The organism is Diaphorobacter caeni, from assembly GCF_015354245.1.
Lineage (GTDB): Bacteria > Pseudomonadota > Gammaproteobacteria > Burkholderiales > Burkholderiaceae_C > Diaphorobacter_A > Diaphorobacter_A caeni.
Genome location: NZ_JADKYZ010000001.1, coordinates 300,753 through 314,849 on the forward strand (window position 1 = coordinate 300,753; position 14,097 = coordinate 314,849).

12 protein-coding genes are annotated in these 14,097 nt (G+C 64.2%); 6 read left to right on the top strand and 6 right to left on the bottom strand.

Annotated elements, in window-relative coordinates; all coding sequences use genetic code 11:
* Positions 1-266 precede the first annotated feature (266 nt).
* Positions 267-815: a crossover junction endodeoxyribonuclease RuvC gene (ruvC, locus tag ISG32_RS01360; protein ID WP_194769226.1), complete on the bottom strand. Its 549-nt coding sequence runs from the start codon at positions 813-815 to the stop codon at positions 267-269.
* Positions 816-1,216: 401 nt separating this feature from the next.
* Here ruvC and ISG32_RS01365 point away from each other — a divergent pair, with 401 nt between their 5' ends.
* Complete coding sequence (locus ISG32_RS01365) at positions 1,217-2,047, top strand: IclR family transcriptional regulator domain-containing protein (protein ID WP_194769227.1); 831 nt, start codon at positions 1,217-1,219, stop codon at positions 2,045-2,047.
* Positions 2,048-2,056: 9 nt separating this feature from the next.
* Here ISG32_RS01365 and mtgA read toward each other — a convergent pair whose 3' ends face one another.
* From mtgA to ISG32_RS01385, 4 genes are all read right to left on the bottom strand, one after another.
* Positions 2,057-2,800: a monofunctional biosynthetic peptidoglycan transglycosylase gene (gene mtgA / locus ISG32_RS01370; RefSeq protein WP_194769228.1), complete on the bottom strand. Its 744-nt coding sequence runs from the start codon at positions 2,798-2,800 to the stop codon at positions 2,057-2,059.
* Between the two features lie 27 nt (positions 2,801-2,827).
* On the bottom strand, positions 2,828-3,673 hold the full coding sequence (gene aroE / locus ISG32_RS01375; RefSeq protein ID WP_194769229.1) for a shikimate dehydrogenase: 846 nt from the start codon (positions 3,671-3,673) through the stop codon (positions 2,828-2,830).
* Between the two features lie 258 nt (positions 3,674-3,931).
* Entirely contained in the window at positions 3,932-4,792 is an 861-nt protein-coding gene (locus ISG32_RS01380; protein WP_194769230.1) for an energy transducer TonB, read from the bottom strand.
* Between the two features lie 12 nt (positions 4,793-4,804).
* The gene (locus ISG32_RS01385) at positions 4,805-6,907 is read right to left on the bottom strand and encodes a ribonuclease catalytic domain-containing protein (protein ID WP_194769231.1); all 2,103 of its coding nucleotides are present in this window, start codon (positions 6,905-6,907) and stop codon (positions 4,805-4,807) included.
* A 142-nt stretch (positions 6,908-7,049) separates the two neighbouring features.
* On the opposite strand from ISG32_RS01385, the gene ISG32_RS01390 reads away from it, so the two are divergent.
* Positions 7,050-8,627, top strand: coding sequence for a PglL family O-oligosaccharyltransferase (locus ISG32_RS01390; RefSeq protein WP_194769232.1), 1,578 nt, complete (start codon positions 7,050-7,052; stop codon positions 8,625-8,627).
* Positions 8,628-8,696: 69 nt separating this feature from the next.
* Here ISG32_RS01390 and ISG32_RS01395 read toward each other — a convergent pair whose 3' ends face one another.
* Entirely contained in the window at positions 8,697-9,281 is a 585-nt protein-coding gene (locus tag ISG32_RS01395; RefSeq protein ID WP_194769233.1) for a YqiA/YcfP family alpha/beta fold hydrolase, read from the bottom strand.
* Positions 9,282-9,399: 118 nt separating this feature from the next.
* Between ISG32_RS01395 and rodA the strand changes: the two genes are divergently transcribed.
* The 4 genes from rodA to ISG32_RS01415 all read left to right on the top strand — a co-directional run bounded on the left by rodA (position 9,400) and on the right by ISG32_RS01415 (position 14,028).
* On the top strand, positions 9,400-10,569 hold the full coding sequence (rodA, locus tag ISG32_RS01400; RefSeq protein WP_194769234.1) for a rod shape-determining protein RodA: 1,170 nt from the start codon (positions 9,400-9,402) through the stop codon (positions 10,567-10,569).
* Between the two features lie 207 nt (positions 10,570-10,776).
* Positions 10,777-12,237 carry a metalloprotease TldD gene (gene tldD / locus ISG32_RS01405; protein WP_194769235.1) on the top strand — a complete coding sequence of 487 codons (1,461 nt, stop codon included), beginning with the start codon at positions 10,777-10,779 and terminating at the stop codon, positions 12,235-12,237.
* A gap of 279 nt (positions 12,238-12,516) precedes the next feature.
* The gene (locus tag ISG32_RS01410) at positions 12,517-13,638 is read left to right on the top strand and encodes a 3-deoxy-7-phosphoheptulonate synthase (protein ID WP_194769236.1); all 1,122 of its coding nucleotides are present in this window, start codon (positions 12,517-12,519) and stop codon (positions 13,636-13,638) included.
* 78 nt (positions 13,639-13,716) lie between these two features.
* Positions 13,717-14,028: a hypothetical protein gene (locus tag ISG32_RS01415; protein ID WP_194769237.1), complete on the top strand. Its 312-nt coding sequence runs from the start codon at positions 13,717-13,719 to the stop codon at positions 14,026-14,028.
* The last annotated feature ends 69 nt before the right edge of the window (positions 14,029-14,097 follow it).

A 14,097-nucleotide genomic window follows, 5' to 3' on the forward strand; every position in this document is an offset into this window, starting at 1 on the left:
GAAACACAGCCATCTCGCGAACGCGAGATGGCGCAAGGCGCGAGCGCAGCGAAGTGCCGAACACACCTCCCCCAACTGACTTCCGGCGGTTGCCCGAGCGGAGTGACGAAGGAACGCAGCGAGTTCCGCCGGAGGTATTCAAGCGCGTTTTTGATTACTTTTTGCGCGCCGAGCAAAAAGTGATTGCCCCGCCGGGGGCAGTCCCGGCCTCTGCCCTCAAAGACGCAACAGAGGCCAGCAGCAAGAGGGCAGGCCAATGTCCTCTTCTAGTAGCTCCGCCCCGACTTGTACATCGCATGTTGCCGCCGCTGCAACTCAGCCACCTCCCCAATCCGCGCCATGGCCGCCCCCGCATGCGCATGCGTGATCGCCAGTCCCAGCGCGTCCGCAGCGTCGGTTCCCGGCAATCCCGGCAATTGCAGCATGCGCCGCACCATCTCCTGCACCTGGTTCTTGGCCGCGCGGCCGTGCCCCACCATGGCCTTCTTCATCTGGAGCGCGGTGTATTCGGCGACCGGCAGATCCTGCGCGACGAGAGCCGCAAGCGCCGCGCCGCGCGCCTGGCCAAGCAGCAGGGTGGATTGCGGGTTCACGTTCACGAACACGATTTCCACCGTGGCCTGATCGGGCTGGTAGCGCTTGACCACCTCGGTCACGCCTTCGAAAAGCACCTTGAGGCGACCGGGCAGGTCGCCGCGCGCCAGTTGCGTGGTGCGGATGGTGCCGCTGGCCACATAGTTCAGACGATGACCGTCCGCATCGACCACGCCGAAGCCGGTGGTCTGCAGTCCCGGATCGATTCCCAAAATTCTCACGCGAAGTGTTTCCTTACCCAGACATTTCAGTTCCTCGAAATCGCACTGAATATGGTGAGATTCCGATAGACGGAACGTCAAAAATTGTCCAACAAAAGTTTTCTCAAGCTTCTAGACTGTAGCTGGAATGGAACTTGGTTGTCTGGAGACAAGAAAGCCGGTTCCTTGTTTGTTTGACACATAAGGTGCGCCACGTTAGTGCGCTCACCATAACAGGCGATCCGGACAGGTGCGAGGTGGTGGTCCGCCGGATTGACCGAAGAAGAAAGCTGAACAGTGCCCGTGTATTTGATGACTGTCTCGTCCCAGCGCTGCAACTGTGCTGGGAGTCGTGCGCCAGCAGACGCGATGATCGCAGCAGGCCGCCTTGCGCGATCGACGACGATGGGAGTGGCTGCGCCATGAGTACCGAAGTCCGTTCCGTGCAGCGCGCGCTGCAGATCCTCAGGGTGATGAACGAACGCGTGAGCTGGACGCTGCAGGAGCTTCACCAGCGCACAGGGCTCGCCAAGTCCACGCTGCACCGCCTGCTCAGCACGCTCGAGACCGAAAAATACGTGCGCACTGACCCGCATGTCTACGGCCACTACCAGCTCACGCAGGCCGTCGGCAATCTGAGCTGCGGCGTGACCACGCAGATGCAGCTTGCGGAACTTGCCGCGCCCATCATGGTGAGTACCACGCACGCCATCAAATGGCCGCTGTCGCTCGGCGTGATCGACCGCCACCAGATCCGCATCGTCTATTGCACGATGCCGTACAGCCCGTACGCGATCCGGCCTTCAAGCGTCGGCCGCAAGTACGAGCTCACGGAATCGGCCTCGGGCCGTGCCTACCTCGCTTTCTGCGACCCGTCCGAGCGCCGCATCCTCATCGAAGAGATGAACAGCCGCGAAGACGACGGCCCGCGCATCACCGATCTGCGCGCCATGCGTCACATGATCCGCGAGATCCGCAAGCAGGGCTTTGCGGTGCGCTACGGTCACCACCGTTCCGAGAGCGCGGCGCTTGCCGTGCCGGTGTTCAGCGCCGGCATGCTGCGCGGCGTGATGGTCTACACCACGTTCGCGCGCCAGATGGACGAGCGCATGCTCAAGCGCGCCGTGCCCACGGTGCTCGCCACCGCGCAGCGCGTGGGCGAGGCGCTGGCGCCCGCCTTGCGCGCGGGCGGCTCGGTGAGCGGTCATGGGCTTGCGGGCAGTCGCAGCGAGCCGGTGGCGCGCGTCGCCTGATCCTTCTTTTCAGGGGAGTTCGGTTCTGCTCATGCGCCCCAGAATCACGCGCGTGCGGCCGTTCAGATAGGCCGACTGGGGCTGCTTTTCAAAGCGTCTGGGGGCGGGCAGCATCACGGCCAGGCGCGCGGCCTCGGCGCTGCTCAACTGGGTGGCGTTCTTGCGGTAGTAGCGCTGGGCGGCGGCCTGCGCGCCGAAGACGCCTTCGCCCCATTCCACGTTGTTCAGATAGATCTCGAGAATGCGCTCTTTCGACAGGAACTGCTCAAGCAGCATCGCGAGCACCAGCTCCTGACCCTTGCGCAGCATGCTGCGTTCGCCCGAAAGCAGCAGGTTCTTGGCGAGCTGCTGGGTGATGGTCGAGCCGCCACGGATGCGCACCGGGCGCTGCTTGGCCTTGGGGTTGTTTTCGAGGCGCTGCTCGGCCTGTTCCTGCAGCTTGTTATTGCGATCCCAGTTCTTCTCGATGGCGTTCCAGTCCACTCCGTCATGGTTGACGAAACCGTCGTCCTCGGAGGCCACGACGGCGCGCTTGAGATGGTCTGAAATCTGCGGGTAGGCGACCCATTCCTGCCGCCAGTGCAGCGAGCCGTCCGTCGTCATCTGCTGCCAGATCTGCGAGCGCTGGAAGGTGGTCGATTCGGGATCGACCACGACCATGAGCGCGATGCGCAGCACAAAAAACAGCTGCAGCGCGATGAAGGCCAGCACCACGAGGGCGAGCCAGCGGGAGATTGCTTTGAGCGGCGACATCGCACGGATTCTCGCGCAAACGCGGGATCAGCGTCCTGCAGCGATTTCGGCGCGCAGCTCGCGCAGCACCTGCTCGGCCGGTGGCCGCACGCCGCGCCAGATGGCGAAGGATTCCGCCGCCTGCTCGACCAGCATGCCAAGGCCGTCGCGCGCGATCGCACCATGGCGCGTGGCCCAGTCGAGAAAGCCCTGGGCCTTTTCTCCGTACATCATGTCGTAGGCGAGCGCGCCCTGGCGCAGCACGCTTGCCGGCACGGGCGATTGGGCACCGGCGAGGCTGCTGGCCGTGCCGTTGATGATGATGTCGAAGTCTTCGGTGATCGCATCAAGCGCGCTTGCGGAGAGTTCGGTGCCGGTTTCCGCAGCGATGGCCGCATGGCTCTCCGCCAGGTGACTTGCCTTTTCTACGGTCCGGTTGGCGATGATGATGCGACGCGGCTTCTCTCGCAGCAGCGGGCCGAGCACACCCGCCGCCGCGCCGCCCGCGCCGACCAGCAGCACGTCGCGGCCGGTGATGCTCACGCCGGCATTGCGGGTGATGTCGGCGACAATGCCGAGACCGTCGGTGTTGTCTGCGCTGATGGTGCCGTCAGCATGGATCGTCAGCGTGTTGGCTGCGCCCGCGAGGGTGACGCGTTCACTTTTTTGCGTGGCGAGTTCCGCCGCTTCGAGCTTGAAGGGGACGGTGATGTTGCAGCCTTTGCCGCCTTGTGCCGCGAAGTCTTTGATTGCCTGTTGGAAGCTGTCCAGTTCCACGTGCTGGCGGGTGTAGGCCACGGGTTCGTTCGTCAGTTCGGCGAAGCGCGTGTGGATCCAGGGGGAGCGGCTGTGGGTGATGGGGTTGCCCATCACGCAGTATTTTTCTGTAGGCATGGCGTGGCTCTTTGTTGTTGGCTGGACGGGGGACTGTGGCTTGGTTGAGGACAGAGGCCGGGAGTTCCGCCCGGCGGCGGAGTCACTTTTTGCTTGCGCGCAAAAAGTAACCCAAAACGCGCTCTTCAATACCCGCGGCAGAACTCGCTTTGCGCTTCGCGCGCCGCTCGGACAACCGCCGCGAGTCAGATTCTAAATAAGAGGGTTTTCCGACACGTCGCTTCGCTCGTGCCGGGGATCCGCTGTCTCGCGAGATCCTCAGCGCACGTCGGTTTCGAGGGTGAGGTCGCGGGTGAACTTGAAGCGCGAGACCACGGCGATCTGGTCGGCCTTGGCGCGCATTGCCGGTCCGAAGTGGCCGTAGGGTCCGGCTGCGGTGGCGATGGCTTCGGCGCGGCGATCGAGGAGCTTGTTGCCGGAGGTCTGGGCGACTTCGGTGTCGAGCACGCGGCCGTCGTGGTTGACGGTGATGATCATGATGAGCTCGCCGTAGAGCTTCTTGCCACCGGCTTCGGGGAAGTTCTCCGTGCCCTTGTCCTCGACCTTGCGGCGCAGCGCGTCGTAGTAGACGGCGTACACCTCCTCGCGCGTGGCGGGGCTGATGTAGCGTTTCTTGGGACGCGCGTTTTCCTCGTTGATGCGCTTTTCGATCTCGGCCAGGACCTTGAGCAACTGCTTGCGCTTTTCTTCCTGCACTTCCTTTTCGGCATTCTTGCTGTCGGGGCGCGGGTCGGGTGGCGGCAGGTGGGCGAGTTCCCTGCGCAGCTGGGCGAGGAGCTGCGTCTGCTGCTCCATCATCGCGTCCATCTTGCGCTGGGCTTCTTCCAGATCGTCGCCCACGGCCGTGAGGGCCGAGTAGGGCAGCGGGCTGGTGGCGCGACCCGCTGCGGCCTCGCCGCCGCCAGCCAGAGACGACTGGGCGATGGCCTGGGCCTTGTCGGGTGCCTCGTTGGATTTGGCGTTGACCAGGATGACTTCCAGCGGCGTGTCCTCGAACACGCGGTTGAAGCTTTCAGGGTCGACGAAGCGCACCGTCAACAGTGCGGCGTGGACGATGATGGAGGCTCCGAGCGCCAGTTGAAGGACGCTCAGTTTTTGAAGAAAGGCGGGCAGTTTCACGGCGCCTGATTATCAACTGTTGTCGGAGCTTTGGGGCTTGGCTTGTGCAGCCTGTGGCGCATCTGCCGCATCGCTCTCGTTGACGTCGACCGCAATCGCGATCGGGCCGGCGACCGAATCGTCGTCCTCGTCTTCTTCGCTGACTTCGCCGTCATCGCTCGGGTCATTCGGATCATCGAGACGCTGCAGCACGGTGCCGTGGATGTCGAGCGTGATTTCGTCGATGTCGCCGAGCCTGATGAGCGCGCGTGCGCCGCGCGGCAGGTTCTGCGCGCCGAGCACCGAGATGACCAGCGGAAGCGCATCGGCACGCACAAGCATGCCGGCTCCGCCGTTGTCCTTGATGACGGTGGCTTCGAGTTCGGTGATGCCGTTCTGCTCCAGATACTTGAGCGTCCAGAAGCGTTCCATGCCGGCCTGGTAGCCGTTGTAGGCGCCGTAGGCAGCGTCGAAGCTGGAGATGATCGAGAACAGGTCCGCATCCTTGGGCTTGAACGGCGCGGCGAGCGCGGCGGTCTTGCCGTGGCGGGCGCAGGCGATGATCTGCCACTGGTTCACCAGATCGACATAGCGACGCAGCGGCGAGGTGGACCATGCATAGCACTTCACGCCGATGCCCGCGTGCGGCTGGGCCTTGGTGCCCATGCGCACTTTCACGCCGGGAGCGAGTGAGTACTGGCTGCGATAGATGCCGGGCACGCCGTGATCGGCGAGCAGTTGTCCCCAGGTGCTGTTGGCGACGATGGCGGCCTCGGCGACGATGAGGTCGAGCGGCGCACCGCGCTTGCGCGTGGTGATGCTGACGGTCTCGTTGCCGGTGGGCTCCGCGCCGTCGTTGCCGTCGAGGCGGAAGTTGTAGTCGGGACGGTTGAAGGTCTCGGGCTTGCCGCGCACGATCTCGCGGTCGGCCTTGAGCTTCTGGGCGAGCCGGAACAGGAAGGACATTTCGCTGCGGCGATCCAGCAGCTCCTGCGGCGTGCCGTCGACCGTGATCGACGCGTCGTTCAGCCATTCTTCGGTGACGATGTGATCGAGCTTGTCGTGGCGCAGGTTGACGGCGACGGGCACGCGCTCCAGCTTGGTCTCGGTGCCGGTGATCTCCAGCGTCTCTTCGTTGATCGTCGCGTACAGGGAGACGGCGGGGTTGGCGCGGCCTTCGTCGAGGGTGTAGATCTTCACCACTTCGTCGGGCAGCATGGTGATCTTGTAGCCCGGCATGTAGACGGTGGACAGGCGCGAGCGGCCGAGCTGGTCCAGCGGCGTGCCGGGCACGATCGCCAGACCCGGCGCGGCGATGTGCACGCCCAGCGTGATGGTACCAGTGCCGAGGCCCTGCACGGAGAGCGCATCGTCGATTTCGGTGGTCTGGGAATCGTCGATGGAATAGGCCTGCACGGGCGCGAGCGGCAGATCCTGCGGCGGCTGGGGCGCGCTGAGCTGCGCAAAGCCGGTGCCTTTGGGGAAGTTCTCGAACAGGAAGCGCTTCCAGTGGAACTCGTAGGCCGAGTCGATGGCGCCCGCCGCCTGCAGCAGGTCGAGCGGCGCCTTGTGCGTGGCGCGGCTGGCCTCGACCACGGCCTTGTATTCGGGGGCGTTCTTGTCGGGCTTGAACAGGATCTTGTAGAGCTGGTCGCGGATTGGCTGCGGGCATACGCCGGTGCCGAGCTCCTGCGCCCAGGCGGTGATCTGCTCCTGAATCAGCCGCTTCTTCTCGATGCCGGCCAGCGCCTGCTGCAGGATTTCTGCGGGCGCTTTCTTGAAACGGCCCTTGCCCGCGCGTCGGAAATAGTGCGGGGCCTCGTGCAGCGCGAGCAGCGCGGCGGCCTGTTCGGTGATCGAAGCGGACTCGGAAAAATAGTCGCGGGCCAGATCGGCAAAGCCGAACTCGCCCTCGGGCGCGAATTCCCAGGCCAGATCGAGATCGATGGTGGCAGCCAGTTCGCGGCCCTTGGCCAGCAATTCTGCGGGCGCGGGCTTGTCGAACTTCATCAGGATGTTGGCGGCCTTGACCTTGACGCGTTTTCCTGTGTCCAGCTCGATCTGGGCCGAGCTTTCCGCCTCAGAGAGGATGCGGCCAGCCTGAAACTTGCCGGCTTCTTCGAATAGTGCATGCATGACGGCTATTTTCCCATGGCGCGAGGACCCGCATGCGCAGGTGCCCAGTTGGACACAAGGATTTGCGGTTGGCGCAGGGCGGCGGAGGCCCGCAGGTCTATGATTCACGGCTTGTCCTACGCGCATGCAATGGCGCGCACCCATGAAAGCAGTCACTCACGTCTTTGCCCTGGCCCTGAAGAGTCTGGCCGTGGCCATTCCTTTTCTCTTCGCCCATACCCAGTCGCCCCTGACGAATTTCTGGCCGCTGGTGGCAAGCGCGCTGTGCGGCTGGCTGATCGTGATGCTCTGCATCCCGCTCGTGGGCCGGCCCGCTGGGCTGCGCGCGGAACTCGGTCAAAGCCTGGCCTGCGGATTGATGCTGGCGGGCGCGCTCGCGTCCGTCATCGGACTGATTCAGTTCTTTCGGGGCGACGTGGGACTGTCGCCGTGGATCTACCAGAGCACGCTGGGGCAGGCCATTGGCAACGTGCGCCAGCGCAACCAGCAGGCGACGCTGCTGCTGATGAGCGCGCTTGCGCTGCTGCTGTGCTCGTCGCGCTGGCTGCGCAGACGCACGCCCGTGGATTTCGACGCGCCGACTGGCGAGCACCATCATTGGCTCACGGTCTTTGCGGCGGCCGCACCGTGGCTGCTGGTGCTGCTCGCCATGGGCAGCGGGGTGACCGCGTCGCGCACCGGCGCGGTCGAGTGGCTGGCGCTGGTGGTGATGCTCTGGTTCTGGCGCAAGAGCGTGGGCAGGCTGGGGTTGGCGCTGGGCGTGGCCGGATTGCTGGCCTATCTGTTTTCGGCGTGGCTGCTGCCCGAGCTGCTGCTGCGCTGGAGCGGCGTGCAGATGGATGGCCTTTTCATGCGCGTGGCCGATACCTCGCACCGCTGCACGAGCCGTCTCACGCTGTGGTCGAACATGGTGTATCTGATCGAGCAGCGGCCGTGGTTCGGCTGGGGCTGGGGCGAGCTGGACTATGCCCACTACAGTACCGCGTTCCCGAACGAGCGTTTCTGTGTGCTGCTCGACAACGCGCACAACCTGCCGCTGCACCTGGCCGTGGAGCTCGGTCTGCCGGTGGCGCTGGCGGTCTGCGCCTTCGTGCTCTGGGCGGTCTGGCGTTTCAAGCCATGGCGCGAGACCGATGGTGCACGCCAGTTGGCCTGGGGGGCGCTCGCGCTGATCGGCATGCACAGCATGCTCGAGTTTCCGCTGTGGTACGGGCCGTTCCAGCTCGTCGCGGTCATCGCCATCGCGATTCTGGTGCTGCCGGTGAAGCCGGTGGAACTTTCCGCCCGCACCGCCACGCGGCGGCAGGTGGCGTTGCTCGTGTCCTGCGCGGCGTGGCTGGTGGGCGCCTACTGGATCAGCAGCGACTTCCGCCGCATGGCCGCGCTGTACCAGGCGCCGCAGCATCGCGAGGCGCAGTGGCGTCACCTCACGGCGCGGGAGGTCAGCGAAGACTCGGAATTCTTCACCGATCAGGCCGAGTTCGCATGGCTCACCACCACTACCGTGACGGCCGAGAACGCGGTGCAGATGCATGCGATGGCGCGGCGCATGCTGCACTACTCGCCCGAGCCGCGCGTGATCACCAAGCTGATCGAAAGCTCCCGGCTTCTCGGCGCGGACAGCGAGGCGAATGAGCACATGGCGTTGCTCCAGAAGGCCTATCCCGATGCGTACAAGGCCTTCGTGGACAAGCAGCCGCTGCCCGCGTCATCGCACTGACGCCACCTCCTTCGGGGCGCCTCGAGTCTTCACCCCGGATCGCGTTGCGCGGTCAGGCGAACGGGAGGCTCAGGCCAGTCGACAAAAGCGGATCACGTCTTCGAGGTGCTTCTCGAAGTCGCTGAGCGCATGGTCGCCGCCTTCGAGGATGTGCAGCTCGGCGCTCGCATAGCGCTCGGCCATCTCGTGCCAGTCGAGCAGCTCGTCACCCTTGGCGATGATGGCCATTTCGGGCCCGGCGGGCGGCAGGTGGCGCACGTCCAGCCCCTTGAGCTCGTCAACGAAGTGCGGCTGGAAATAGAAGTGCTCGTTCGGGTTGTGCCAGGCCGTCTGGTCGCCGATGTGGCGCTGCAGATCGCGCGCCGGATTGACGGCGGGGTTGAGCATCACGCTTGTGCAGCCCATGTGCTGCGCGAACCAGCTGGCGTAGAAGCCGCCCAGCGACGAGCCGATGACCGCAGTCGTGTCGCGCGGCCAGTGGCTCGTGCCTTCCGTCACCATGGCCATGGCTTCGGCGGGGGAGGGCGGCAGTTGAGGGCACCAGAAATGCACCTGTGGATGCGTGCGCGTCACGTGGGCGGCGGTCATCTGGGCCTTGGCGGAGCGGGGCGAGGAACGGAAACCGTGCAGATAGAGCAGATGCGTCGTGGACATGAATGGGACCGTGGGAGCGCGCGCGGCGCGACCCTGGACAGTTGTTTACGCGAATGGTGAGAGGAGATTCTGCACCCGCCATGAAGGGTTGTGCGCCGCACTGGGATAATCGCGCGCCATGTCCGCCGTTTTCGACAAACCTACGCTGCTCCAGCGTGTCATGCCCCTGCTGCGCGGGTTCGATTGGCCGTTGATCGCTCTTTTGCTGATCCTCACGTCCATCGGGCTCACGGCCATGTATTCGTCGGGGTACGACCACGGCACGCGGTTCATGGACCACGGCCGCAATATTCTTCTCGCGGCAGGCATTCTGTTTTGCGTGTCACAGGTGCCGCCCCAGAAACTCATGGCGCTGGCCGTGCCGCTCTACACGCTGGGCGTGGCGCTGCTGGTGGCGGTGGCGCTGTTCGGCATCACCAAGAAGGGGGCCCAGCGCTGGATCAACGTGGGCGTGGTGATCCAGCCGAGCGAGCTGCTCAAGATCGCCACGCCGCTGATGCTGGCCTGGTGGTTTCAGAAACGTGAAGGGCAGTTGCGCGCGGCGGACTTCGTGGTCGCCGTCGTGCTGCTGATGATCCCCGTGGGACTGATCATGAAGCAGCCCGACCTCGGCACCTCGCTGCTGGTGATGGCGGCCGGCCTGTCGGTGATCTTCTTCGCCGGGCTGCCGTGGAAGCTGGTGGTGCCGCCGGTGCTGATCGGTGCGGTCGGCATTTTCCTGATCGTCTGGTTCGAACCGCAACTGTGCGCGGAAGGCGTGCGCTGGCCGGTGCTGCATGACTACCAGCAGCAGCGCATCTGCACGCTGCTCGACCCCACCCGCGACCCGCTCGGCAAGGGCTTCCACATCATTCAGGGCATGATCGCCATCGGCTCGGGCGGCATCTGGGGCAAGGGCTTCATGGCGGGAACGCAGACCCATCTGGAGTTCATCCCCGAGCGCACGACCGACTTCATCTTCGCCGCGTTTTCCGAAGAGTTCGGCCTCGTCGGCAACATCGCGCTCATCATCAGCTTTCTGCTGCTGGTCTGGCGCGGCCTGGCGATCGCCGTGAGCGCCAATTCTCTGTTCGGTCGTCTCATGGCCGGCGCGGTCTCGATGATCTTCTTCACCTACGCCTTCGTGAACATGGGCATGGTCAGCGGCATCCTGCCGGTGGTCGGCGTGCCCCTGCCGTTCGTGAGCTACGGCGGCACCGCGATGGTGACACTGGGTCTGGCGCTTGGCGTTCTGATGTCGGTAGCCAGAGCCCAGAATCAGCCATCCCAAGCTCCCCAGGAAAACTAGTTTCCCAACTTCCGCCCCCGGTTTTCAAACAGCGGAGCCGAGCAGTGAGCAGAGTGCATGAACCTGCAACTCCAATGGCGAGATAGCCCCTCAGACGCGACGCAAAGCCGCAGACAGTACACGTGTACGGCAAGGCTTTGCAACAAAGTCTGAGGGGCTATCTCGCCACCTTCAAACGAATCGCGAGCCCCCTCTACAATGAGCAGGATGATCTCCCGCGAACCCACCATTGAACGTTTGGCCATCGCTCGTCAGCTGCTGCTGGAGCCCTTCGGCCTCGATGAGTCCCATCTGACCCGCGCGCTGACGGAAATCCGTGCGCATCAGGTAGACGACGCCGATCTCTACTTCCAGTACACGCGCAGCGAAGGCTGGAGTCTGGAAGAGGGCATCGTCAAGACCGGCTCGTTCAGCATCGACCAAGGGGTCGGCGTGCGTGCGGTGAGCGGCGAGAAAACGGCGTTCGCCTATTCAGACGACATCTCCGAAGCCTCCCTGCTCGACGCGGCGCGCACCGTGCGCTCGATCGCCTCGGCAGCCAAGTCGGCGCGCACCAAGGTGGGCGCGCGCAAGATCGCACAGAGCCGCTCGCTCTACCCCGAACTCGACCCCATCGCGACGATGGACAGCACGGCCAAGGTCCAACTGCTGGAGCGCGCCGAGAAGCTCGCGCGTTCCAAGGACCCGCGCGTGGTGCAGGTCATGGCGGGCCTGGCCGGTGAATATGACGTGGTGCTCGTGGCCCGCGCCGACGGCACGCTGGCGGCCGATGTGCGCCCGCTGGTGCGCATGTCGATCACCGTGATCGCCGAGCAGAACGGCCGCCGCGAAGTCGGCTCCGCCGGTGGTGGCGGTCGCTTTGGCCTCGACCATTTTGATGACGAACTCGTTCACCAATATGTGAGCGAGGCGGTGAACGCGGCGCTGGTGAACCTCGAATCGCGTCCCGCACCCGCAGGCGAGATGACCGTGGTGCTGGGCCCCGGCTGGCCCGGCGTGCTGCTGCACGAGGCGGTGGGTCACGGCCTGGAGGGCGATTTCAACCGCAAGGGCTCGAGCGCCTTCAGCGGCCGCATCGGCGAGCGCGTGGCGGCCAAGGGCGTCACGGTGCTCGACGACGGCACCATCGCCGACCGCCGCGGCTCGCTCAACGTCGACGACGAGGGCCACGCCACGCAGAAGAACGTGCTCATCGAGGACGGCATTCTCAAAGGCTACATCCAGGACTCGATGAATGCGCGCCTGATGAAGACCAAGCCCACGGGCAACGGTCGTCGCGAGAGCTACGCGCACATTCCCATGCCGCGCATGACCAATACCTACATGCTCGGCGGCGACAAGGACCCCAAGGAAATCGTTGCCTCGATCAAGAAGGGCCTCTACGCCACCAATTTCGGCGGCGGCCAGGTCGACATCACCAGCGGCAAGTTCGTGTTCTCCGCGAGCGAGGCCTACTGGGTCGAAAACGGCAAGATCCTCTACCCCGTGAAGGGCGCGACGATTGTCGGCAGCGGCCCCGAGTCGCTGAAAAAAGTGAGCATGATCGGCAACGACATGAAGCTCGACAGCGGCGTCGGCACCTGCGGCAAGGAAGGCCAGAGCGTGCCGGTGGGCGTCGGACAGCCGACCATGCGCATCGACGGCCTGACCGTCGGCGGAACGGCATGATTGCCACATTGGCGAAATTACCGATAAAAATGCTTGTTGCGCCGCACCAAAAAGTGCTACATTGAATGCTTATGCAAGTTCGTAGCTCGTTTTACTTTTACTTTTGGTTCTCGTCCAAGGCGGATGAGAGGCAACTGCGCGCACGATAAACAAGCAAGCAAGTTCCCCCAAAAGACCGCCGAAGCTGAAAAGCCCGGCGGTTTTTGTTTTTCCGGCATCTTCTTTTTTCGCAACGTTTTCCTTTCAGACACTTCAACACACTCCACGAGGACGCAATTCATGACTGCCAATGTCTCTCCTTCCGCTGATGCCTGGTATCGCAACGTCGAGAAAACCAGCAATACCGACGACAACCGCATCAAGGACATCACCATGTTGCCTCCTCCGGAACATTTGATTCGCTTCTTCCCGATCAGCGGGACCGAAGTGGAGACGTTGATCACCAACACGCGCCAGAACATCCAGAAGATCATGTCCGGCGAAGACGACCGCCTGCTGGTCATCATCGGCCCCTGCTCGATCCACGATCCGGCCGCCGCCATCGAGTACGCGAAGAAGCTCAAGGCCGTGCGCGAGCAGTACAAGGACACGCTGGAAATCGTGATGCGCGTGTACTTCGAGAAGCCACGCACGACGGTCGGCTGGAAGGGCCTGATCAACGACCCTTACCTGGACGGCAGCTACCGCATCGACGAGGGTCTGCGCATCGCGCGCCAGCTGCTCATCGACATCAACCGCCTCGGCATCCCCGCCGGCAGCGAATTCCTCGACGTGATCTCGCCCCAGTACATCGGTGACCTGATCAGCTGGGGCGCCATCGGCGCGCGCACCACCGAAAGCCAGGTGCACCGCGAGCTGGCCTCGGGCATCTCGGCGCCCATCGGCTTCAAGAACGGCACGGACGGCAACATCCGCATCGCCACCGACGCGATCCAGTCGGCCAGCCGTGGTCACCACTTCCTGTCGGTGCACAAGAACGGTCAGGTCGCCATCGTACACACCAGCGGCAACCAGGATTGCCACGTCATCCTGCGCGGCGGCAAGACGCCGAACTACGACGCGGAACATGTCGCCGCCGCCTGCAAGGACCTCGAAGCCTCGGGCCTCAAGCCCACGCTGATGGTCGACTGCAGCCACGCCAATTCGAGCAAGCAGCATGAAAAGCAGCGCGACGTCGCGCTCGACATCGGTGGGCAGATCGCTGGCGGCTCCAAGTCGGTGTTCGGCGTGATGATCGAGAGCCACCTGAACGCCGGTGCGCAGAAGTTCACGCCGGGCAAGGACGAGCCGAGCGCGCTCGAATACGGCAAGAGCATCACCGACGCCTGCCTCGGCTGGGAGGATTCGCTGGCGACGATGGCCGAATTGTCGTCCGCCGTACAGACTCGCCGCGGCGCTTGAGTGGACAATCGGGATTCGGGGAAAAGTTTGCGACTGCCCCGGATTCCGACAATTCCCATCGCCCAAAGGTGAAAAGCTATGCGCAGTGAAGTCACAGTGACTCTGAGTCCGGAGCAGGAGTTCCGCTTCGATCTGGAGGGCGCTGAGCCCTTGTCCAACGAAGAAGCCCGTCGCTGGCTGGACGCGGAATTCGTGCGTCTGGACTGCGAGCCGCTGCGCCCCAGCGGCAAGGTGCTGCTGGCCGACAAGGTGCTGGTGGTGGCCGCGAACGCGGGTCGGGCCCTGCTGTCCGATGCCACCTGGTCGCAGCAGTTCGCACGCGCCACGCGCGCCGCGCTCGAGCGAGAAACGGTGCGCATCGACATTCCTGCGATGGCCGTGACCTTCTGATCCGGCGCTTGGCCAGAAACAAAAACGGTGCTCATGGGCACCGTTTTCTGTTTCTGGGCGGCGACAGGA